This window comes from Butyrivibrio hungatei NK4A153 (assembly GCF_000424465.1).
In the GTDB taxonomy this organism is placed as follows: domain Bacteria; phylum Bacillota; class Clostridia; order Lachnospirales; family Lachnospiraceae; genus Butyrivibrio; species Butyrivibrio hungatei_A.
The window spans coordinates 20,911-44,130 of the sequence record NZ_AUJY01000002.1; the positions used below are offsets into that span (position 1 = coordinate 20,911).

The window sequence follows — 23,220 nt, forward strand, 5'->3', positions numbered from 1 at the left end:
AACTACAGATAATAATTGTATAAGTGGAAGTGATTATCTGGGGTTCGCGCTACGTTTTGGAGAAAAACGGGAGGGAAACTGCCGAGATTCACAGATAAAACTGGTAAAAAATCCCGATTATCTGTGATAGTGCGGTATTTTATGGCAAAAAAAGCAGAAAATCACAGATAAAATACGTTTAGGATCTGTCGTTTATCTGTGATTTTGCATCAAGGATTAGATAAGAGTGCTGAAAAACACAGATTAAACCTGTATATGTAGTAATTCTAATCTGGGGTTTCGAGGCAGAAGACAAAGAAATCTGAAGAAAAACACAGATAAGATAATACAAAACTGTATTACAAACAATAAGGAGAAGAAATGTTACAAATTCAAGATATAGTATGCACATTGAAGAATAGGGAAAAGATACTTGAACGAGCGATTGCTATTGCACACAAATCAGAGAAGAGTTTGCCGTCTGGAAGGTTGAGGATCAATCATAACAGAGGTGTGGTGGAATATTATCGTATTACTGAAAAGAATGATACCCGCGGGAAATATTTAAAGAAGAATGATATAGAGTTCATAAAAAAGCTTGCTCAAAAGGACTATTTTGATAAGCAGATAAAGTGTGCAAAAAAAGAACTTGAAGAGATTAGAAAAATACAAAAGATTTTGCAGGGAATAATTGAAAAGGAATCAAGCGGAAGTGATATTTTATATAAATCTGACTGTGTTTATTCGATGATGAGAGAGGAACGAAAAAAACTGATAGAACCAATTCTTTTAAGTAATCATGAATATGCTGATCGGTGGAAAAAAGAGGAATACAAGAAAAATGAATATAGAAACGAAGAAAAAATATATCCAACAAAACAAGGCGATATGGTGAGATCTAAGTCGGAAGCTATGTTGGCGGATATGTACTATGATTTGGGAATCCCTTATCGCTATGAAGCAGAGCTTAGGCTTAACAGTGGCAAAAAAGTATATCCGGATTTCACGATATTTGATGTAACAAGACTTAGGGAGATATACCATGAACATATGGGACTTCTTGATGACGAAGAATACAGATTGCATAATCTGAGAAAAATAGAAGAGTACCGGAAAAATGGGATTTTTGCCGGGAAAAATCTTTTTATAACACATGAATCTAGTGGATGTCCGCTTAATATACGAGAAATTGAAAAATGTGTAAGATGGTTGCTTGATATGTGAGTACCGGGAGAAGACTTATATGTACAATTAAAAGGGATTCATGCATAAAAAAGCAGGAAATACCATATAACAATATTTAATTAGATATCAGCAAAAAATGGCGTGATTAGTAAGGGGGAAACGGGTATAATTGATTTGTATAATGCCGTAAAAGAAAAATCTTTTTTTCAAAGGCATCATATAGTGTAAATAATATGTCAGCGTCCGCAAATGGAGTGCTTTGACGAGGTTTGATCCGGCGGCGGTATTGATCGAAAGCCGGCGAGATATCACATCGGTTGCAAGATGTGATGGATAAATGATCGTAAGTCAGTTGGTACCATATTCGGAACGCTATATATTTAATAGGAGGTTACATATGCTTTATATTGGAGTAGATTTGGGAACGTCATCGGTTAAGCTCGTGCTTATGGATGAGACAGGTAAGATTCACGGAACAACATCAAGGGAATACAAGCTTTACTTCCCTCAGCCCGGCTGGTCAGAGCAGAATCCTGCTGACTGGTATAACGAGGCAATTGCAGGACTTAAGGATCTTCTTAAGGATGTTGATAAGTCAGAAGTTGCAGGTATCAGCTTTGGCGGACAGATGCACGGACTTGTAATTCTTGATGAGAACGACGAAGTTATTCGTCCCGCAATTCTTTGGAATGACGGAAGAACTCAGAAACAGGTTGATTATCTCAATAATGAGATTGGAAAAGAAACTCTTTCAAAATACACTGCAAACATCGCATTTGCAGGATTTACAGCTCCCAAGATTCTTTGGGTAAAAGAGAATGAGCCTGAGAACTTCAAGAAGATCAAGAAGATCATGCTTCCAAAGGACTATCTTGCATATAAGTTATCAGGAACATTCTGCACAGACTATTCTGATGCTTCAGGAATGCTTCTTTTGGATGTTAAGAATCGTAAATGGTCAAAAGAGATGTGTGATATCTGCGGAATCACAGAAGATATGCTTCCCAAGCTCTTTGACAGTTTTGAGAAAGTTGGCGAGTTAAAGCATGACCTTGCTGCAGAACTCGGTCTCAGAGACGGTGTTGTTATCGCTGCAGGTGCCGGCGACAATGCGGCAGCAGCTGTTGGAACAGGAACAGTAGGAAACAACAAGTGCAACATTTCACTTGGAACAAGCGGAACAATCTTTATGTCTTCAGACAGCTTTGCTGTAGACAGCAATAACGCTCTTCATTCATTTGATCATGCTGACGGACATTTCCATCTTATGGGATGTATGCTCAGCGCAGCAAGCTGCAACAAGTGGTGGATGGATGAAATCCTCAAGACTAAGGATTATGCAGATGAGCAGAAGGGAATCGATAAGCTTGGTGAGAACCATGTATTCTTCCTTCCTTATCTTATGGGTGAGAGATCTCCCTGGAACAATCCTAACGCACGTGCTACTTTCACAGGTATCACAATGGATACAACAAGAGAGGATATGACACAGGCTGTTCTTGAAGGTGTTGCATTCGCTACAAGAGATATGTACGAAGTTGCTAAGAGCATCGGCGTAGCTCCCAAGAGAACAATGATTTGCGGCGGTGGTGCTAAGAGCCCTCTTTGGAGAAGAATGATCGCTAACATCCTCAACGTAGAAGTTGATGTTCCTTCATGTGAAGAAGGTCCCGGAATGGGCGGCGCTATGCTCGCTATGGTTGCATGCGGAGCATACAAGAGTGTAGAAGACGCTGCAGCAGCTATCGTTAAGGTAGACAAGACAGAGAAGCCCGATCCTGAGCTCGTAGCTAAGTACGAAGCAAGATACCAGCAGTTCAAGAATATTTATCCTGCACTTGCTGATACGTTTGATAAGATTATATGATAAAATACATAGTGTTTTTAGGGAAACACTAGAATATAACAGACAAGAGAAATTCCCAGCCAATGCAGGTTGGGAATTTTTTTGTCCATAAATTGGAGAGAGTTTAAAGAATGAAAACAGCGGAAGAGAGAATTAAAGATTTAAAGAAACTTGCTATGATTTATCTTTTTCTGGGGATAGTTTGGGCTGTATTTTTGTTTATCGCTGAAAAGACAAGGTGTGTGGATTTTCGCGGTGATGTAAGTGAGTATAAGGGATATGGAATGACTTATGACTCAATTTGTTTTTTGAATGACGCGGATTTTAAATTGCCATATAAAGTCAATAATTACTTATCTGCAAAAGATGGTGTGTTTACAGAAGTTGTTGCAGCTGATAATTGGGATTCGGTTGATATGGATGATTTTCGACTGGATTATGAAAATGTGGATGATAATTTAATGATTTTTCATGATCACATAGAGGAAAGATATTTTTTGATGGAAAAAGATGGGAAAGTGTTATTTGTTTCCCCATATAGTATTGATACTTATTATTACGAAGACTATGGCTTATTTAGTCTTAACAGTCGAGCATTGATAGATAAAGAAGGAAACCGGATTTTAAAAGAAGAATGGTACAAGGAAGTATATATTTTGAATGAAAAAATAGTAGTTAAAACGAATGACGACCCGAATGAGCGCTATGGTTTATACGATCTGAACGGCAACTGTATTGTAGAGCCTGTTTGTGTAGACATGAAACACGGTGAAGGTTGGTTTTATTTTAAGTATCCTGATGGGAATTATAGATTGCTTGATGGTGAAGGCAACGATGTTGAGATTAAAGGCGGTTTTAAGGATTTAGAATATGTTTCTTGTGATAAAGAAGGTCTCCCAAAACGTTATTTCATAGTACAAGACAATGAGGGAAAGTGGTATACCTGCGATGAAAAATGGTAAAAAATCATGATTGGGATACACATAGTGATAAATGTGGTCTATACGATCTTAATGGTAATTTGATATTGGAACCCAAATATAAAAAAATTGAAATCAGGAATGATAATTTATTGGATGTAACAGACGAAAACGATAGCCATATGGTGCTTGACAGTGAAGGTAATAAAGTGGATGTTAGCAAAATTGCGGATTTGAATGCAGATGAAGAAGATGATGATGAAAATTAACGGGAAAGTTATGGAGAATTGGATGGAAAAATTTGAGAAATATTTAAAATATGTGCCTTTGATTTATGCGCTTTATTTGCCTATAAACTTTCTTCTTCATATGTATGAGGCGTTTAACGGATGTATAATGCCTGTTTTCATGTATGCATTGGATTTTGTGCGAGTGCTTGTTATTATTGCATTTTCATACTATCTTGCGAATGCATATACAACAAAGGGGAAATGGCATCCGAGTGGGGACATTATGATATTTGCCGGAGTATCATTTTTGGAATGGATAGTTAATGTTGTAATGTCCGATGTTTATGTTGAAACATATCGTGATCATAAGTATTTTCTTATATTTTTTGGGATGACGACACTTGTTGGATACTTCTTTGAAATAAAGGCTTTTTATAAGATAGCTTCAACATTTGATGGTGCACCTGATGCCGGATGGGTAATCTATAATGTAATAGTTTTATTTATAGTTGTTATTGTGATAGCAGGAAGAGAGAACGCAAGCAAAGTATTTACAGCCATAATTATCGGCAGGGCTTTGATAAGGGCAGTGTTCATAAGAAAAATTGTAAAAAAACAATATAAGACGGAAGCTGTACCAACAGAAAATCCGGGAGAAGGCGAATAGCTTTTTGCTTGACATAGCTTATGCTTTGTATATTAATGAAAGATGTATTAAAAATCTGATAGAAAGCGAGGTGCTTCATTATGAGAAAAAACAGAATGAAAAGAAAATCTGAATATCTTTTGAAGACCTCGGTTGCATTATAATAGTTATATAGAATGCCTTTGGCCGTGGCTTAGTTGCTGCGGCCTTTCTTAATAAACGTTGCTCCGACCTTCATAGATATTCATACAAGACCAAGAAACCGATCAACACGAATAATCTATGGAGGAAAATCTATGCGAGATCAAAATGAAGTTTGGCAGAACGATTTATATTTACAGGAAGAGATGCTTTTGGACAGAGCAGTGGAGATATTGGGGGAATCCGATGCACTTGAGGCATATAAATATCTTTTGACTGAAAAAGAAAAAATAAAAAGCCCAAGTAGCCAGCTGTACAACTATCTATATTGCCTTAGCGCAGTGGCGGGGATGAAGGAAGATGCGATTGCGTGGCTAAAAGAGGCGATAGAAGAAAAAGGTTTTTGGTACCGGCCGGAGGTATTTGATGATAGTGATCTGGAGAGCCTTCGCAGTGAAGCGATTTTTCAAAAATGCAGAAAACTTTCTGAGGAAAGGTTTTTGCGGGAATCAGCGAAAGCAGAGACAATATGTACATGGAGAAGTGTAAAAAGCAGGAAACTGGCATTGGTTCTGCACGGAAACCAGCAGAATATCAGCATGTGCAGAGCGCGTTGGGATGGTATGTCCGATCAAGGATATCAGGTAGAATATGTACAATCTGGGATAGTGGATTCTTGCAATCTTTATCGTTGGGATGAAGAAGCGCCGATCCGGCTTGATAAGGTTATTGAGGAAATTCAATGGGATAAGTATGATTCTCGCGTTCTGTGCGGATTTTCGGCAGGTTGCAATGAAATATTAAAAAGTATTAAGTGCGCAAAAATCAAATGTGAGGGAATAGTCTTGGTTTCGCCATGGATACCTGTCATAGAAACCGGCATGGATGAACTGCTTGAATTTATGAAGGATAATTCCATATGGATAGAAGTAATATGTGGGAAAAAAGACGATGATTGCATGCCTTTGGCTGAGAGATTTGCGGAAGCGGCAAAAGAAAAGGGCGTACAGATGACCACGCATTGGATCGACGGTTTGGGACATAAATATCCGAATAGCTTTCTTTACGAAGTATAGATAATTATTATCAATATAAAGAGGTTGGCAAAAGCGTCAATTTGACTATTTTGAATTACTTGATATAATATTAATAGGCAAAAAATGAAACTAAATGTCTACAGCAATGTAGCAAAAAACCCTAAGGGCGCAATCCTTAGGGTTTTTTTATTCCGTTTTTTGCAAGGTGGCTTAATCCTTAGGCTCGTTGCCGTTGTTTTTTCCGTCTAACCATTTGCAAATATAGTAAGCGACTATACTCGCCGTAACGGAAATTAAAAATGAAACTAATACGTCTGACAATGTAGCACCCCCTTTCCTGTGCCGGTATAGGGAGCGGCAACGTGTAGAATTATAACATAACGCAAGAAAATGTTTTAGATAAATATTATTATTAATTCTATTGCTTTTGTTGATTTATTATTGTAATATCAAAAGCGAACTTGTTAAAAAGCAAGTTCGCTTTTGTAATTTTATAAGACGTTCTCTTATTCAGAGTGGTGGAGGTACATAGGACCTGTGAAGCCACGGCAACCCCTTGATTTATTCAGGAAGGTGCCAACCTGAGCGTGCATTTCCGTTTTAACGGACGACGAGCAATAAGAGGATCTGAAAATCAATCAGTTCCGCTTGTTTGTGCACGCAAAACAAGCGGTTTTTATTTTTATGGCGCAACAGGCGCAGGAAAGGAAAATAGAATGGATAAATTTATTTTTACTTCAGAGTCAGTAACAGAGGGACATCCCGATAAAATCTGCGATAACATCTCAGACGCGATCCTTGATGCTTGCATGGCAGAGGATCCTATGAGCCGTGTTGCTTGCGAGACAGCTACTTGCACAGGTTTCGTACTTATCACAGGTGAGATCACAACAAAGGCTAACGTTGATTATGCTAAGATCGCAAGAGAGACAATCAAAGAGATCGGTTATGATGACTCAGCTAAGGGCTTTGACGGAAATACTTGTGCTGTATTCGTAGCTCTCGATCAGCAGTCAGCAGACATCGCCATGGGTGTTGATAAGGCTCTTGAGGCTAGAGAGAACCAGATGACAGATGAGCAGATCGAAGCAATCGGTGCCGGCGATCAGGGTATGATGTTCGGATATGCTACAAACGAGACAGAAGAGTACATGCCTTACGCAGTAAGTCTTGCTCACAAGCTTACAAAGAAGCTTACAGAAGTAAGAAAGAACGGAACTCTTCCTTATCTTAGAGCAGACGGAAAGAGCCAGGTTTCTGTAGAGTATGATGAGAACGGAAAGCCTATCCGTCTCGAAGCTATCGTAATCTCAACTCAGCATGATGAGAAGGTTACACAGGAGCAGATCCACGAGGACATCAGAAAGCAGGTTATCGACGCTATCGTTGATCCTAAGATGGTTGATGACAACACAAAGATCTACATCAATCCTACAGGCCGTTTCGTAATCGGTGGACCTCAGGGTGACGCAGGACTTACAGGACGTAAGATCATCGTTGACACATACGGCGGAGCAGCTCGTCACGGCGGCGGTGCATTCTCAGGAAAAGACTGCACAAAGGTTGACCGTTCAGCAGCTTATGCAGCAAGATACGTTGCAAAGAACATCGTTGCAGCAGGACTTGCAGACAGAGCAGAAATCCAGCTTTCATATGCTATCGGTGTAGCACAGCCTACATCAATCCTTGTAGATACATTCGGAACAGGTAAGGTTTCAGATGAGAAGCTTACAGAGGCAGTTCGTAAAGTATTCGATCTTCGTCCTGCAGGAATCATCAAGATGCTTGACCTTCGTCGTCCTATCTACAAGCAGACAGCAGCTTATGGACACTTCGGACGTAACGACCTCAATCTTCCTTGGGAGCAGACAAACAAGGTTGATGAGCTTAAGGCAGCAGTACAGTAATTTAGAAGAGAATTTATTATTTTTCTAATAAAGGGGTTGAGACAGCGGTTGAGTTTTTGAGACAGCTGTCTTGGCTCCTTTTGTATTTAAGGGAAGAGTTATGGGAAAAGACGTAAAAAGGGAATGCTGAAATCGGCATTCCCTTAATTTCTTATACTACCTGAACATTATCTTTTCCCGCGAGCTCTTCTAAGCGCTCGATCATCACTTTGTCCGCCTTGATTGTAGCGGAGCGTCCAAGTTTCTTAATCTGCTTGGTGTCCTTGAGGTAGATGGCAATCTCATCGCGTCCGTCCGAATCGGCGATTATTCGCTTGAGTTCAGCATCTTTTTCCGAATAGGCATCCTTATTGTCGAAACGAAGCCACACAGTCCTTGGAATCTCGTCAAATAGCGTGATCTTTGATGCGATAAGTTTGGCGTCGCGGTCATCTTCGACTGAAACGCGGCCTTCTATAAAGACTTTGGCATCAGCGTCAAGCCTTGGCGCGTTAGCTTCATATGTCTTGGGGAATACGATTACTTCGATGCTTCCGACAAGATCTTCAACTGTAAGGAAAGCCATGATCTGATCGTTCTTTGTATATTTGATCTTCTTATCGCTTATGATACCGCCGATGATTGCTTTTTCATTGTCTTTTACCGCGGGCTCGCCCGTCTCATCGTCGAGGTAGAAATCCGCAGTGGTATTTGAAATTCTCTTTTTCCACATTCCGACATAGTCATCAAGAGGATGGCCTGAAATATATATTCCAAGGACATCTTTCTCGAATTCAAGGAGAAGTTCCCGGGGGAATTCGCCTACATCGGGAAGGGGAATCTCGTATTGCTTCTTATCATCTTCGCTTACGATGTCGAAAAGAGTCATCTGTCCTGCCATGGAGTTTCTTCCATTGTTATGCAGACGGTCCATGATCTGAGCGTAGACTGTCATAAGCTGCTTTCTGGTTCCGGGGAAACAGTCAAGCGCACCGGCTTTTATAAAGTTTTCGATAGCTCGTTTGTTTACATCAGTGTCCTTACCCTGCATGCGGGAGAGGAAGTCGTTAATATCCTTGAACTTTCCGCGGATTGAGCGCTCTTTTACAATAGCGGCGATAGCCGGATAGCCGACACCTTTAATTGCGGTAAGAGCGTAGTGGATAGCTTTCTTCTTGCCGGGAGTCGTTGCAGCGACAGCGCCGGGAAGGGAAGTATCGCTTTCTTCCAAGTTGATCTCCGTAACGGAGAATCCTTCAAATCCTTCATTGATATCGGGGGGAAGGAGCGTAATGTTCATGTTTCTGCAGCTCATGATGTAGCCTGAAACCTTGCTCGGATTGTCTATGACGGAAGTCATAAGAGCTGCCATGAATTCAACGGGATAGTAGCATTTAAGCCATGCCGTCTGGAGCGCAACAACCGCGTAGCATGCAGCGTGTGACTTGTTAAAAGCATACTTTGCAAAGTCCATCATGGAGTCGTAGATTGCGTTGGCTATCTCGGGAGCAACGCCTTTTGAAGCACATCCCGGAACGTTCTCTTCGGGATTTCCGTTTACGAAGTTTGCTCTTTCAACCTCCATTACGTGCTGTTTCTTTTTACTCATGGCACGACGAACAAGGTCGGCACGGCCGAGAGTATAGCCGCCGAGCTGCTGAACTATCTGCATAACCTGCTCCTGATAAACGATACAGCCGTAGGTTGGCTTAAGTATCGGCTCGAGTTCCGGTGTGAGATAGCTGATGGAGCCTGCGTCGTTCTTACCTGAGATGTACTTGGGAATGAAGTCCATCGGGCCCGGACGATATAGTGAGATACCCGCTATGATGTCTTCCAGTGATTTAGGCTTGAGCTCCTTCATGAAAGCCTGCATACCGCCCGATTCAAGCTGGAATATACCGTCGCACTTGCCACTTCCTATAAGAGCAAGAACCGCGGGATCGTTGTAATCAATCTTGTCTATGTCAATGAAATTCGCATCACCTTTCTTTGCGCCGATGGATGCATTTGCAAAGCGGACAGCGTCCTTGATAACGGTAAGTGTGCGAAGCCCCAAAAAGTCCATCTTAAGAAGTCCAAGTTCCTCAATGGTTGTCATCGTGAACTGAGTGGTTATGTTACCTTCTGCTGAGCGCGACAGAGGAACAAGGTCTTCAGCGGGAGCCTGGCAGATAACGACACCGGCTGCATGGATAGAAGTGTGTCTCGGAAGTCCCTCGAGTTTTTTACACATGTCGATCAGCTTGTGAACCGTTTCGTCAGTCTCGTATCTGGTGCGAAGCTCAGGATTCATCTCAAGAGCTCTGTTAAGAGTCATGTTGAGCTCGTTCGGAATCATCTTGGAAATCTGATCGCCGTAGCTGTAGGGAAGATCCATTACTCTGGCAACATCCCTGATAACGCCCTTTGCGGCAAGTGTACCAAAAGTTATGATCTGAACAACCTTGTCCGCGCCGTATTTTTCTGTGACGTAGTCGATGACGTCCTGTCTTCTTTCATACTCGAAATCCACGTCTATATCGGGCATGGATACACGTTCCGGGTTGAGGAAACGCTCAAAGAGCAGATCGTACTTGATTGGATCGATATTTGTTATGTGCATGCAATATGACACGATACTTCCTGCGGCAGAACCTCTTCCGGGACCGACTGCGATGCCGTTCTCGCGACAATAGTTGATGTAGTCCCATACAATAAGGAAGTAATCGACGTAGCCCATTCTTTTAATGACACCGAGCTCGTAGTCGAGTTTCTTTTTAAGAGTGCCGTCATCATTGGGATATCTCTCGTTAAGCCCGTCGAGACAGAGCTTATTGAGATATGTCCATGAATCATAGCCTTCAGGAACCTCGAAATGAGGGAGTTTTGTCACGCCGAACTCAATCTCGACGTTACATCTTTCTGCAATCTTGGCAGTGTTGTCAATTGCCTGCTGCGCATATGGGAAAAGAGCTCTCATCTCTTCTTCACTCTTTACGTAGTACTGACCGCCTTCATAGCGCATACGGTCTTCGTCGGAAACTTTTTTGCCCGTCTGGATGCAAAGAAGGAGGTCGTGTGCCTCCGCGTCGTCTGCATAAGTGTAGTGGCAGTCGTTTGTGGCAACAAGCGGAATGTCAAGCTCCTGAGAAAGAGAAAGAAGCGCACTGTTAACTGTTCTCTGAGCGGGAATGCCGTGATCCTGAAGCTCTAAGAAAAAGTTGCCGTGTCCGAATATGCTATCAAGCCTTAAAGCAGCCTCTTTTGCCTTGGCGGGAGTGCCCTTAATGATGTTCCTTGGGATCTCACCCGCAAGACAGGCGCTGAGACAGATGAGTCCCTCGTGGTACTGCTCCAGAAGTTCCATATCAACTCGTGGCTTGTAGTAGTAACCTTCAGTAAAACCGCGGCTTACGATGTGTGACAGATTGGCATAGCCTGTATTGTTCTCGGCAAGAAGAACGAGGTGGTAATAGCGCTCGTCCATGCTGCCTGTTTCCTTTTCAAACCTTGATCCGGGGGCAACATAAACTTCACATCCAAGGATGGGATTGATTCCGGCCTCCTTGCACGCTTTGTAGAAATCGATGACGCCATACATGACACCGTGATCGGTGATTGCACCCGAAGTCATGCCAAGGTCTTTCAGGCGCTTGACATATTCTTTTATTTTATTGGAACCGTCCAAAAGACTGTACTCCGTATGGACGTGAAGATGCGAAAAAGCCATATAAATACTCCCTGTTTTTCAGATGAAAAAATTATATCATATGAAATGAAATTTTTTATGAAAACGCTCCGTCAATCATTGCATTTTAAAAAAAATTGCTCTAATATTATGAAAAGAGTATGTCAATAAATTGTCAAATGTGAGCGTTTGACATTTTTAAGGGTTTTAATCTATAGAATCGAGGAAATAATTATGGCAAAGCAGATCAAAACAATCGGTGTACTTACCAGTGGCGGCGATGCACCGGGTATGAACGCAGCTATCAGAGCGGTTGTACGTAAGTCACTTGCGAACGGTCTCAAGGTAAAGGGAATCAAGAAGGGTTACATGGGACTACTTAATGAAGAGATCGAGGATATGGACAGAAGAAGCGTGTCTGATATCATTCAGCGCGGAGGAACTATCCTTGGTACAGCTCGTTGTATGGAATTCACAACTCCCGAAGGACAGGCTAAGGGCGCAGAGATCTGCCGTAAGCACGGCATTGATGGCATAGTCGTTATCGGCGGTGACGGATCTTACCGCGGAGCTCAGAAGCTTTCACAGCAGGGCATCAATACGGTAGGTATCCCCGGAACAATCGACCTTGATATTTCATGTACAGATTACACAATAGGTTTTGATACAGCTATCAATACCGCTATGAGTGCTATAGATAAGATCAGAGATACATCATCATCTCACGAAAGAGTCAGCGTTGTTGAGGTTATGGGACGTCATGCCGGATATATCGCTCTTTGGTGCTCGATTGCCAACGGTGCGGATGACATACTTCTTCCTGAGAAATATGATTACAATGAGCAGCGCATTATCGACAACATCATCGACAATCGTAAAAAAGGTAAGACACACCACATCATCGTAAATGCCGAGGGTATCGGACATTCAACATCAATGGCTCGTCGTATCGAGGCAGCTACAGGTCTTGAGACAAGAGCAACTATCCTTGGATACATGCAGAGAGGTGGAAGTCCTACATGTAAGGACCGTGTTTATGCTTCTATGATGGGATGTTACGCAGCAGATATCCTTGCAGCAGGCAAGACAAACAGAGTAGTAGGATACAGAAACGGTCAGTTTGTTGACTATGATATCGATGAAGCTCTTGCTATGAAGAAGAATATCAACGAGTACATGTACGAGATCGCTCGTATTCTTTGATTAAAAAACAAAATGAAAATTTAAATTTTACCCCTTGCCGGTTAATTCGGTAAGGGGTTTCTTGTATGCAAAAAAGTAACAAACACTTCGCTCACGAAAAAAATCTGTTGTTTACTCGATAGTGATTGACCGCAAAAGCGTATTGTAATAGCCTTGTTGATGGTTACATATAAAAAATTATGTGGGTGGAGAGATGATCAACAAGGAAAAGATTGAGCAGGCAGTTCAGCTTCTGCTTGAAGGAATGGGGGAAGATGCCACTAGACCGGGACTTATCGAAACGCCCGAAAGAGTGGCAAGAATGTACGAGGAGATTCTTTCGGGTTACGGAGACTGCGCTGAGAGGCATCTATCAAAGACATTTCCTGTTACAGAAAGCGGAATGATCCTTGAGAAAGACATTCAATTTTATTCATTGTGCGAGCACCATCTTCTGCCATTCTTCGGTAAGGTGCATATCGCTTATGTTCCGGTAGATGAAGTTGTCGGTATCAGTAAGCTGGCAAGGACGGTCGAGGTATTTGCAAGAAGACTTCAGATTCAGGAGCAAATGACCGGCCAGATTGCGGATGCCATTGCAAAAAATCTTAAGACCAAGGGCGTTATGGTTCTTGTCGAAGCTGAGCACATGTGTGTCTCTATGCGCGGTATAAAGAAAAGCGGAAGTAAAACCGTGACTATCGCATCAAGCGGCTGTTTTGAGAACGATCAGAATTTAAGAGAGACTTTTTTTAAACTAATCAGTTAAAAACAAGGGCGGTGAGAAGAGATGAAGATAGGGAAAAAATTTTTCGATCTAGATTCAGACAGATCACTTATCATGGGAATTTTGAACGTTACACCCGATTCTTTTTCTGACGGAGGAAAGTACTTAGACGTAGACAGCGCACTCTTTCAGACGGAAAAGATGATAAGGGACGGTGCAGACATAATTGATGTAGGAGGTGAATCAACGCGTCCCGGTTACACGAAGATATCATGTTGGGACGAAATAGCAAGAATTAATCCGGTGATCAAAGCTATAAAAGAGCGGTTCGATGTACCCGTTTCTGTTGATACTTATAAGTGGGAAGTTGCGGAAGCGGTTATAGAAAGCGGTGCGGATATGATCAATGACATCTGGGGGCTTGATTATTACGAAGATACTGAGCATCGAATGGCACAGGTCGTTGCAGCCGCGGAGATTCCGGTCTGTATCATGCATAACAAAGCAGACAGGATCATAAGCATGGACAGATTTTCTTTTGAACGGGAAATAATTGAGGACATGGAAAAGAGGATAAAAATAGCCACTGATAACGGCATTTATGATTGGAATATCATCCTCGACCCCGGAGTTGGATTTGCCAAGAACTTTGAAGAAAATATGTGGTGCATATCACTTATAAGTCAGCTTAAGAAACTTGGCTATCCCGTGTTGCTTGGAATATCGAATAAGTCGCTCATCGGCAATATCACAGGACTTGAAGTGGATCAGAGAAAAGAGGGAACGATAGCACTTAATGTGCTTGGAAGAGAATTTGGAGGCAAGATTTTCAGAGTGCATGATGTATTGGCAAACAAGCGAGCACTTGCTGTTGCCGATAGTATTTGTGGATGAAACGAACAGGAGGGGGAAATATGGATTGCATTAAGATTGTTGATCTCGAAATTTTTGGAAATCACGGACTTTTGAGAGAAGAAAATGCTCTTGGGCAGAAATTTCTCATATCGGCAAATCTGTATTTGGATACGAGAAGAGCCGGAATGTGCGATACAATGGAGTTTTCTGTAGATTATAATGAAGTTTGCCATCTCATATATGATTATGTTAAAGGAAATACCTATAACTTAATAGAAACCGTAAGCGAGGAGCTTGCTGAGGAGATACTGTTAAGTTTTCCGCTTTTGGAAAAGGTTGATATAGAAGTAAAGAAGCCATGGGCACCTATAGGATTGCCGCTCAGCTACGTGTCCGTCAATATTTCAAGAGGCTGGCATACGGCATATCTGTCGGTTGGTTCAAACATGGGTGACAAAGAGAAAAACATAAAAGGAGCGCTGGAGGAGCTTTCGAAAGATTCGCTTATAAGGGTTGGCAAGAAATCGGAGTTCATAACTACAAAGCCTTACGGATATGAAAATCAGGATGATTTTTTGAACGGAGCGCTTGAGATAAGAACTCTTTACACTCCCGATGAACTCCTTGATAAGTTACATGATGTTGAAAGACAATTCGGAAGAGTCAGGGATGTCCACTGGGGACCGAGGACTTTGGATCTTGATATAATCATGTACGACCATCTGGTAATGAAAAATGAAAGACTTACGATTCCGCATATAGATATGCAGAACAGACAATTTGTATTAAAGCCGCTTGCCGAGATAAATGAACAGCTTGTTCATCCCGTATTACATAAGACGGTTGGGCAGATGCTCAGAGAAGTGCAAGCATAAACAATGGAGCGCCTGTAAGAATACTCTTGCAGGCGCTCCATTGTTTTTGTGTTGGGTGGATCAACGTCCGCTGAGCCAATCCCAGATATCCATTAAATACATCATTGTGGTCGTCGTAAACCTCTTTCCTTTCCCCAAAATTTTAATTCCATATGAAATAGAGTATAATATTGTCGAAAAAAAGAAAAGAATAAGTTAGTAAATGACAAATTTTTTGTGTAAATGACATAAAAACCGGTGGTCAAAAATTGCAGATATGCACGTTGTTAGGCCATTCACGATATGTTAATATTATATCAATGAGCTTTCTCAAGTGGATTGGGGGGTGGCAATATGGTGAATTTAAGTGTTGGTATATGCGACGACGACCCGAAATGTCATCGCAAGATCATGGAAATATGCGAAAAGCATTTTGCCGACAACGGTATCGCCTGTGAGATTTTTTCTTACTATTCGGGCGAAGAAGTGATAAATGAGCACGACAGTCACATTGATTTGCTTTTTCTTGACGTTGAGATGGAGGGCATTGACGGACTTAGGGTCATGCATAAGGCCGAAGAGATGCAGAATATCCATAGCATTGTCTTTGTTTCCGCTCATTCTGAAGCGGTTTGGGATTCTTTTGGTTACAAAACGAGGGGATTTCTTCAAAAACCTGTTGATGAAAAAAAGATATGTAAATGTCTCGATCAGGCTTATGAACGCAAGAAAAACGATTCTTTTATAGATTTTCCAAATTATAACGGTTCAATATTTTATAAAAAGTCAGATATTGTCTATGTTAAGTCAGACTCGAATTATGCGATATTATATCTTGGAAACAACGAAAAGATAATAACTTGTACTTTAAAAGAATGTGAAAAAAAACTTGGTGGAATGCCCTTTTTGAGGGTTCACAGGTCATATATCGTAAATCTTAACCATATAAAGAACATTACCGGGGAAACGGTATGCTTTAAAGACGGTTCTGCAATAAGAATCGGTAGGAGTTATAGAGAAAAAGTAAGAAAAGGATACAATGATTATCTGTTGGGTGAGCTGAAAAAATGAATGGGTGCGTGATTGCAGTAGTTTATTGTATATTGGATATGCTTAAATATTACTTTTGTCTGTTATATGTGTTTGATATACGTATAACACGCAGAAAGTATGCTGTTGTTGCGCTTATCGTGACTGCTTCTGCAGTTGACGGCCTTTTCTATTGGCTGACCGGCGGATCGGATGATTGTTGTATTATTCCGAATGTCTTTATGTTGCTGTTTGTTTTTCTGCTTCAGAAGGGGAACAGGCTTAAAGGGGCATTATATATTGTTCTTGCATGGATAATAATGGATTCGCTTACGGAACTTATCAAAATGTTTGCGTCTACCATAGGATTTGGACAGGAGATTCTGTTTAAAAAGATAGCCTGGGAGACAATAAATGCAAAAGTTTGTACCATTTTGATAATCATTATTTATCACGGCGTGGTAAACGTACTGGTCCGAAAGCGACTGGATTATTCATTCAGGACTGCTCAGTGGGGAGTGATATTTGTGTGCTTTTTGGGACTTGTTTTGATCATTCCGCCACTTGAGAGGATGAGTGCGGGAAGAAATCTTTCTTCCGGAGAGTACGTCAGGATGTGCATTTCACTGATGCTTGTGCTGTTTCTTTTTATCGGAGTCATGCTTTGGCAGAGCTATATTGTAAAAAAGAATCTCAGCATGAAAGAACGTGAGCTAAGGTATCAGTATGTTGTTAAGAGTCAGGCTGACTATTTTGAAGGGCTTTTAAATGATTACACCGAGATCAGAAAGTTCAGACATGATATGAAAGCTCATGTAATGGCGCTTTCAGAGCTTGCATCAGACAGTAAAAATGAAAAGATACTTGATTATCTTAAGTCTATCGATGCTAAGCTTGATTGTTCCGCAATAAAGAGCTATACGGGAAATAAGGCTGTGGATGCGGTCATAAACGAGCTTGCAAAGCACATGGAAGAAGCAAAAATTAAATTTGAGTATGAAGGTGTCCTCAGGAACAGGGAAGATGTTCAGGATTTTGATTTTTGCACTATTTTTTACAACGTTCTTCAGAATGCAATTGAGGCATCGAAAGCTCTTGACGAGGACAAACGTGAAGTGAGTATCGAGGTCAAGAGTGTAGGCGACAAAGCGGGCATTCTTATAAGTAACAATACACTTATTGAAAAGATTCCCGGCGAGAAGGATGACCGTTTTACGACCAAGAAAGATAAGGAAAATCACGGCTTTGGCATCCAGAATATCAAGGATGTTGTCAAAAAACATGATGGAATCTACGAAGCGCGCATTGCTGACTCGCGCTATATAGTGACAATCGTGATATAAACTCTTTTAATGTGGTATAATAATTATACACGTCGCTAAATTATCGCGTGAAATCGGTGACCAAAAGAGGTATATATGATCAAGAGTGTAAACAACGAACGTGTGCGTAAAGTTGTAAGCTATATACAAAAAAGTAAGGCCAGAAAAGAGGAAAACGTATTTGTCATAGAAGGCATGAAGATGCTGAGAGAAGCGCCTGTTCTTCAGGTAAGAGAGGCGTATGTGACAGAAAAATTTCTTGATGAGGCTTCGGAGGATGACAAAGAAATCCTTTGGAGATACGGAGCTGAAACGGTAACGGCCGAAGTTATGAAGAAAATGGCTGATACGCGTACACCGCAAGGGGTTTTGGCGGTAGTAAGTATGTATCATTACTCGGAGGAAGAGGTACTCGAAGGTTACAAAGAGATGGGGAATGAGAAACCTCTTTTACTCATACTTGAGAATATTCAGGATCCCGGAAATCTGGGAACCATGCTTAGATCGTCGGAGGGCGCGGGTGTAACGGGGGTTATACTGAGTAAGGGCTCTGCCGACGTTTATAATCCCAAGGTAATTCGCTCAACCATGGGATCTATATTCAGAATGCCCTTTATGTATGTGGATAACATTGCTTCTTATGTGGAAAAGCTCTCGGATAGAGGGATAAAGACCTATGCTGCGCATCTTAAAGGAAAAAAGAACTACGACAAATTTGATTATACGAAGCCTACGGCTTTTCTCATAGGAAATGAAGGAAACGGATTGTCCAAGGAGACAGCGGATGCGGCATCAGAGTATGTGCTGATACCGATGAAAGGGCAGGTTGAATCGATGAATGCTGCGACTTCGGCGGCTATACTTACATTTGAAGCATCCAGACAGAGGAGGAAATGAAGAAATGACAATTGGATTTATAGGACTTGGAAACATGGCAAAGGCGATGATCGGCGGGATTATTGCCAAAGGACTTATGGGACCTGATGAGATCATAGGAACTGCGGCAACCGAAGAGACATGCGCTAAAGTTTCCGAAAAATACGGGATTCAGACACGCAGTTCAAATGCTGCCGTGGCAAAGGAGGCTGACATCATAATTCTTGCCGTTAAGCCTCAGTATTTAAAGGTTGTTATCGCAGATATCATGGACAGTGTTGATGACAGCAAGGTAATCGTAAGCATTGCCGCAGGAAAGACAATAAGCTGGCTTCAGAACGAATTTGAGAAGCAGGTAAAGATTGTAAGAGTTATGCCAAACACACCGGCTCTCGTACTTGAGGGATGCTCGGCGGTTTGCAGAAACGATCTTGTGGATGACGATAATTACAGCTTCGTAAAAGAGCTTCTCGGAAGCTTTGGAAAAGCCTACACGGTTCCTGAGTCTCTCATGGATGTAGTTGTAGGAGTAAGCGGTTCTTCACCGGCTTACGTATTTATGTTCATAGAAGCAATGGCAGATGCCGCTGTAGAGGGTGGAATGCCCAGAAAACAGGCATATGAGTTCGCTGCCCAGTCGGTTCTTGGAAGTGCCAAGATGGTTCTTGAGACAGGAAAGCATCCAGGTGAATTAAAAGACATGGTATGCTCACCTGCCGGAACAACAATTGATGCAGTTCATGTTCTTGAAGAAAACGGATTCAGGGGTACAGTCATGAATGCGGTAACCGCCTGCATCGAAAAGAGCAGAAGCCTTTGAAATACCTGCATTTGCAGTCTTGAAAAAGTATAAAATTTGACAAAAAAAGATATATTTGCTAATATCTCTACTACAGTGTTTTGCTAACGTTAACAAGTCGAAACATAAATGTAATATTATTTAGTAGGAATTTATAGGAAACGAAAGCAATGAATAGAGTTATGAAGTTATTCTTGGAGGTTTCGAAGCTGCTATTTACCTGGGCTTTGATCATTGTACTTTTCATCTCTCAAGGAATAACAGCAGAGGCTAAGAGAAGTTCGCTCAAAGCCAAACCATGTGCGGATCTCTCAGCAGGAATATCCGATATTGTCAGTCCGGTAACGCCTCTTGGTGTTGATAAAACTTCAACGGAAGCAAGAGTACTTGGAAATAGCAACAAATCCTCCGTAGCTATGAGCGCATCGTCTTCAAGCACGAGCAGTGAAGAAAGCAAGCTTGTAATGTCTAAAGGAGCAGAGGCTATGTACATTCTGGCATCGCCTGACAGCGCGTCAAATGAAGATAGCAACAAGGTTGGTGTTCTTTACAAGGATTGCGGCGGAAAAATTTTAGAAAGAAAAGACGGATGGACCAAGATCAGTTCCGGTGATGTTATCGGATGGGCAAAGGATGACAGTCTTTTGTTCGACGAAGACGCGGAAAAACTTGCATCCGAAGTTGGAAAGCAGATCGTAACCAATAACAGTAGTGCACTTAAAGTAAGATCGAGTGACTCTGATGACGCAAAGGTTATCGGTGTGCTTGGTGAGAAGTCTTTTGTAGACATGCTCGAAGATATGGGCAACGGCTGGATCGCTGTTGATTACAACGACCATAAAGGTTTCGTTCAGGCCGAGTATGTAAGCACAGACTTTAAGATCGACCAAGGTAAGTCGATGGCAGCGATCAAGATGCGTGAGATCGACAAGAAGGGCAGACAGGCAGCCAAGGAGCCGTCTCTTCGAGAGAACAGAGGCGCTGTGGATGCAAGTGCTGATGAACTTAAACTTCTTGCCGCACTTATCCAGTGTGAGGCCGGCAATCAGCCGTATGACGGTAGAGTTGCGGTCGGAGCGGTCGTTATGAACCGAGTTAAGAGTGGAGCTTATCCTAACAGCATCTATAATGTTATTTATGCTTCAGGACAGTTCACACCGGCACTTAACGGAACGGTTGCAAAGGTTTACGACAGCGATAAAATTTATGATATGAATTATCAGGCTGCCCAGGCAGCGCTTAACGGTGAAACAACAGTAGGATCCGCTCTTCACTTCAGAAGAGTCAACGGACGAGAAGGAATTGTCATCGGTGAGCATGTATTTTGGTGATATTATGAGGGATTGCAGAAATGCAATCCCTTATTTACAATATAGAGACAGAGTGTAATAATAGTGCATAATTATTTTGAACGGAGGAGCATGACATGAATTTAAAGGGACGCGATTTTTTGAAACTTCTTGATTACACTGCTGAGGAGATTGAGTACCTGATCGACCTCGCCGCAGAGCTCAAGAGAAAGAAAAAAGAGGGTATTCTTCACGATGAACTTAAGGGAAAGAATATTGCTCTTATCTTTGAGAAGACAAGTACGCGTACCAGATGCTCTTTTGAAGTTGCAGCTTCGGATCTTGGAATGGGATCTACATTTCTTAATCCCACAGACTCTCAGATCGGTAAAAAAGAGAGTATCGCCGATACTGCACGAGTTCTTGCAAGTATGTACGACGGAATCGAGTACAGAGGCTTTGAGCAGGAGAAAGTTGAAGCTCTTGCCAAGTACAGTAAAGTTCCCGTATGGAACGGACTTACAAACGAGTTCCATCCCACACAGATGCTTGCAGATATGTTGACCATTAAGGAACACTTTGGCAAACTTAAGGGACTTCACCTTGCATACATGGGTGATGCAAGATACAACACAGGTAATTCGCTTATGGTCGTATGCGCTAAGCTCGGTCTTGATTTTACCGTTGTATCTAATAAGAAATATTTCCCTTCAGAGGAACTTGTAAACACATGTAAAAAAATTGCCGCACAGTCAGGCGCTTCTATAAACTTCAGCGAAGACCCTATGGAGGGAACAAAGGGTGCTGATATTGTTTATACGGATATATGGGTTTCAATGGGTGAACCCGACAGTATCTGGGAGGAGAGGATAAAAGACCTTCGTCCTTATCAGGTAAACATGGATATTATGAAGAATGCGGGAGAGAAGAGCGTATTCATGCACTGCCTGCCTTCATTCCACGATCTCAATACAGGAATCGGAATGGAGATCAAAGAGAAATTCGGCCTTGATGAGATGGAAGTTACGGATGAAGTGTTTGAGTCAGAAAGGTCTATAGTGTTTGATGAGGCTGAGAACCGCATGCACACTATAAAGGCTGTGATGCTGGCAACAATAAAAGGAAATTGATAATGCTAAATGCAGAAAATATAAGGGGGCAGCTCGGTACCAAGTGGGCTGCCCGTAACCTTATTTTTAAGGAAACTACGGAATCTACAAATGACGATGCCAAGATGCTCGGAGAAGAAGATGCACCTCATGGTACACTTGTTGTCGCGGATGTTCAGACGAGTGGAAGAGGTTCAAGAGGAAGAAACTGGGAGACTCCCGGCGGAAGCAATATCGCAATGAGCCTTATTGTAAGACCCACTGCGCCGCCTGACAAGATCTCGGTTCTTACACTTATTATGGGACTTTCGATTGCGCAGGGTGTTGAGGATCTTTTTGCCGACAACGAAGAGTTTGCGGATTATCCCCAGATTAAATGGCCCAATGACGTTGTCATAGCGGGTAAAAAAATTTGTGGAATACTTACGGAACTTCATATGAATAACGACAACACCATAAACAACGTGGTTATCGGAGTAGGAATAAACGTCAACATGAATTCTTTTCCGGAGGAGATCGAAGATATAGCAGGTTCTATCTATACTCAGACCGGATTTAAAGTTGACAGGGCAAGTGTTGTCGCTGCATGTATGAAGAGATTTGAAGAAAACTACGAGAAATTTGAGAAGACTTATGATCTGTCTCTTTTAAAAGATGAATATGAGGACAGGCTTATAAACAGAGACAGAACGGTCAAGATACTTGACCCTCGCGGAGAGTACGAGGCGGTTGCCTTGGGAATCGGAGATGACGGTGCGCTTAAAGTGCGACTTTCTGACGGGAATGTCGTTAACATAAACGCCGGAGAGGTATCGGTGCGCGGACTTTACGGGTATGTATGAGAAAAAGACGGAGGAAACTATGATTCTGGTAATTGATGTGGGAAACACCAACATTACTTTCGGAGTTTTTTCACAGGATGAGCTTGTGAGCTCCTTTAGAATGACAACACAGATGCCCAGAACTTCCGATGAGTTTGGAATTAATCTTGTGACGCTTCTGAGTTCAAACGGAGTTACGACGGATGATATTGAGGGAGTAATGATAGCGAGCGTAGTGCCTAAGACAATGCACGCTCTTGTAAATGCGATAGAGAAATATATCGGTAAGAAACCTTATATTGTAGGCCCGGGGATTAAGACGGGTATCAAGATCGCGACGGATAATCCGAGGGAAATAGGACCCGACCTTATTGCAGGCGCTGTCGGAGCGTATGAACTTTATGGCGGACCTGTTATGATAATCGACTTTGGAACGGCAACGACCTATGTTACCGTAAACGCCGAAGGTGAGTTTTTTGCCGGAGTTGTTGCACCCGGAATCGGGATATCAGCCAAGGCGCTGTGGCAGGATACGGCTAAACTTCCCGAGATTGAGATCGCGAAGCCTAAGAGTATTCTTGCAAAAGAGACCATCTCAAGTATGCAGGCCGGACTTGTTTACGGACAGATTGGGCAGACCAAGTACATTATTAAAGAGATGAAGAAAGAGGCCAAGATGCCCGATATGAAAGTTGTGGCAACGGGAGGCCTTGGAAGACTCATTTCCAATGAGACCAAAGAGATTGATATATACGACCCGATACTTATACTTGAAGGACTTAAGGTCCTTTATGATAAGAACAAAAGAAAATAATAA

Annotated in this window: 20 protein-coding genes and 1 riboswitch; of the genes, 19 read left to right on the forward strand and 1 reads right to left on the reverse strand. The window is 41.9% G+C overall.

All coding sequences use genetic code 11. The features are described 5' to 3' along the window. Nucleotides 1-390 precede the first annotated feature (390 nt). The 7 genes from G628_RS0102830 to metK all read left to right on the forward strand — a co-directional run bounded on the left by G628_RS0102830 (nt 391) and on the right by metK (nt 7,891). Nucleotides 391-1,203, forward strand: a complete 813-nt coding sequence (locus G628_RS0102830) for a hypothetical protein (RefSeq protein ID WP_027208399.1) — start codon at nt 391-393, stop codon at nt 1,201-1,203. Nucleotides 1,204-1,561: 358 nt separating this feature from the next. Then, the gene (gene xylB, locus G628_RS0102835; RefSeq protein ID WP_027208400.1) at nt 1,562-3,031 is read left to right on the forward strand and encodes a xylulokinase; all 1,470 of its coding nucleotides are present in this window, start codon (nt 1,562-1,564) and stop codon (nt 3,029-3,031) included. Nucleotides 3,032-3,141: 110 nt separating this feature from the next. Next, a complete protein-coding gene (locus tag G628_RS0102840) occupies nt 3,142-3,972 on the forward strand; it encodes a hypothetical protein (RefSeq protein WP_027208401.1) in 831 nt (276 codons plus the stop codon). Then, entirely contained in the window at nt 3,966-4,199 is a 234-nt protein-coding gene (locus G628_RS0102845) for a hypothetical protein (protein ID WP_027208402.1), read from the forward strand. Before G628_RS0102840 ends, G628_RS0102845 begins: the two co-directional genes overlap by 7 nt. After that, nucleotides 4,174-4,827 carry a hypothetical protein gene (locus G628_RS0102850; protein ID WP_207637984.1) on the forward strand — a complete coding sequence of 218 codons (654 nt, stop codon included), beginning with the start codon at nt 4,174-4,176 and terminating at the stop codon, nt 4,825-4,827. The genes G628_RS0102845 and G628_RS0102850 overlap by 26 nt, the downstream gene beginning before the upstream one ends. A 275-nt stretch (nt 4,828-5,102) precedes the next feature. After that, entirely contained in the window at nt 5,103-6,023 is a 921-nt protein-coding gene (locus G628_RS0102860; RefSeq protein WP_027208404.1) for a TPR end-of-group domain-containing protein, read from the forward strand. Nucleotides 6,024-6,487: 464 nt separating this feature from the next. Continuing rightward, nucleotides 6,488-6,608, forward strand: a riboswitch (SAM riboswitch). A 92-nt stretch (nt 6,609-6,700) separates the two neighbouring features. Continuing rightward, nucleotides 6,701-7,891: a methionine adenosyltransferase gene (metK, locus tag G628_RS0102865; RefSeq protein ID WP_026513558.1), complete on the forward strand. Its 1,191-nt coding sequence runs from the start codon at nt 6,701-6,703 to the stop codon at nt 7,889-7,891. Between the two features lie 151 nt (nt 7,892-8,042). Here metK and G628_RS0102870 read toward each other — a convergent pair whose 3' ends face one another. Then, complete coding sequence (locus G628_RS0102870; protein ID WP_027208405.1) at nt 8,043-11,582, reverse strand: DNA polymerase III subunit alpha; 3,540 nt, start codon at nt 11,580-11,582, stop codon at nt 8,043-8,045. 192 nt (nt 11,583-11,774) lie between these two features. Here G628_RS0102870 and pfkA point away from each other — a divergent pair, with 192 nt between their 5' ends. From pfkA to G628_RS0102930, 12 genes are all read left to right on the forward strand, one after another. After that, entirely contained in the window at nt 11,775-12,743 is a 969-nt protein-coding gene (pfkA, locus tag G628_RS0102875; RefSeq protein WP_026656114.1) for a 6-phosphofructokinase, read from the forward strand. A 193-nt stretch (nt 12,744-12,936) separates the two neighbouring features. Continuing rightward, nucleotides 12,937-13,491 carry a GTP cyclohydrolase I FolE gene (folE, locus tag G628_RS0102880; protein WP_027208406.1) on the forward strand — a complete coding sequence of 185 codons (555 nt, stop codon included), beginning with the start codon at nt 12,937-12,939 and terminating at the stop codon, nt 13,489-13,491. 21 nt (nt 13,492-13,512) lie between these two features. Beyond that, a complete protein-coding gene (gene folP / locus G628_RS0102885; RefSeq protein ID WP_026656111.1) occupies nt 13,513-14,343 on the forward strand; it encodes a dihydropteroate synthase in 831 nt (276 codons plus the stop codon). 20 nt (nt 14,344-14,363) lie between these two features. Next, nucleotides 14,364-15,179: a 2-amino-4-hydroxy-6-hydroxymethyldihydropteridine diphosphokinase gene (folK, locus tag G628_RS0102890; RefSeq protein ID WP_026656110.1), complete on the forward strand. Its 816-nt coding sequence runs from the start codon at nt 14,364-14,366 to the stop codon at nt 15,177-15,179. 333 nt (nt 15,180-15,512) lie between these two features. Further along, nucleotides 15,513-16,229 (forward strand): LytR/AlgR family response regulator transcription factor, encoded by a 717-nt coding sequence (locus G628_RS0102895; RefSeq protein WP_026667869.1) that lies wholly within the window; start codon nt 15,513-15,515, stop codon nt 16,227-16,229. A gap of 68 nt (nt 16,230-16,297) precedes the next feature. After that, nucleotides 16,298-17,530: a GHKL domain-containing protein gene (locus G628_RS0102900; RefSeq protein ID WP_196803694.1), complete on the forward strand. Its 1,233-nt coding sequence runs from the start codon at nt 16,298-16,300 to the stop codon at nt 17,528-17,530. A 75-nt stretch (nt 17,531-17,605) separates the two neighbouring features. Next, nucleotides 17,606-18,406 carry a TrmH family RNA methyltransferase gene (locus G628_RS0102905; protein ID WP_026667871.1) on the forward strand — a complete coding sequence of 267 codons (801 nt, stop codon included), beginning with the start codon at nt 17,606-17,608 and terminating at the stop codon, nt 18,404-18,406. Between the two features lie 4 nt (nt 18,407-18,410). After that, nucleotides 18,411-19,205 carry a pyrroline-5-carboxylate reductase gene (gene proC, locus G628_RS0102910; RefSeq protein WP_026656106.1) on the forward strand — a complete coding sequence of 265 codons (795 nt, stop codon included), beginning with the start codon at nt 18,411-18,413 and terminating at the stop codon, nt 19,203-19,205. Nucleotides 19,206-19,354: 149 nt separating this feature from the next. Continuing rightward, nucleotides 19,355-20,515 carry a cell wall hydrolase gene (locus G628_RS0102915; RefSeq protein WP_026656104.1) on the forward strand — a complete coding sequence of 387 codons (1,161 nt, stop codon included), beginning with the start codon at nt 19,355-19,357 and terminating at the stop codon, nt 20,513-20,515. A 95-nt stretch (nt 20,516-20,610) separates the two neighbouring features. After that, nucleotides 20,611-21,603, forward strand: coding sequence for an ornithine carbamoyltransferase (gene argF, locus G628_RS0102920; protein ID WP_027208408.1), 993 nt, complete (start codon nt 20,611-20,613; stop codon nt 21,601-21,603). 2 nt (nt 21,604-21,605) lie between these two features. Continuing rightward, nucleotides 21,606-22,424 (forward strand): biotin--[acetyl-CoA-carboxylase] ligase, encoded by an 819-nt coding sequence (locus G628_RS0102925; protein ID WP_051198993.1) that lies wholly within the window; start codon nt 21,606-21,608, stop codon nt 22,422-22,424. Nucleotides 22,425-22,443: 19 nt separating this feature from the next. Further along, complete coding sequence (locus G628_RS0102930) at nt 22,444-23,217, forward strand: type III pantothenate kinase (RefSeq protein WP_026656101.1); 774 nt, start codon at nt 22,444-22,446, stop codon at nt 23,215-23,217. The last annotated feature ends 3 nt before the right edge of the window (nt 23,218-23,220 follow it).